The sequence below is a fragment of the Nocardioides sp. CPCC 206348 genome (assembly GCF_048654705.1).
Lineage (GTDB): Bacteria > Actinomycetota > Actinomycetes > Propionibacteriales > Nocardioidaceae > Nocardioides.
Genome location: NZ_JBMCZA010000239.1, coordinates 36,496 through 36,696, shown reverse-complemented (window position 1 = coordinate 36,696; position 201 = coordinate 36,496). Strand labels below are relative to the sequence as shown.

Genomic DNA, 201 nt, shown 5'->3' with positions numbered 1-201 from the left:
TTCGTGGCGTCACGCACGGTGCGGCCGCGACTGAACGCCTCGGCGATCGGCGGCGAGTACCTCTCGGCGGCGTCCTTCCTCGGCATCGCCGGACTGCTGCTGATCGGCGGCGCCGAGATGCTCTGGTACCCGGTCGGCTGGACCGCGGGCTACCTCGTCCTGCTCGTCCTGGTCGCCGCTCCCCTGCGCCGCTCCGGCGCC

At 73.6% G+C, this 201-nt stretch carries 1 protein-coding gene; it reads left to right on the top strand.

Annotation, left to right across the window (positions count from 1 at the left end):
- Positions 1-201, top strand: a 201-nt coding sequence (locus ACOADB_RS27425) for a sodium:solute symporter family transporter (RefSeq protein ID WP_420281369.1), incomplete at both ends; no start/stop codon positions are given.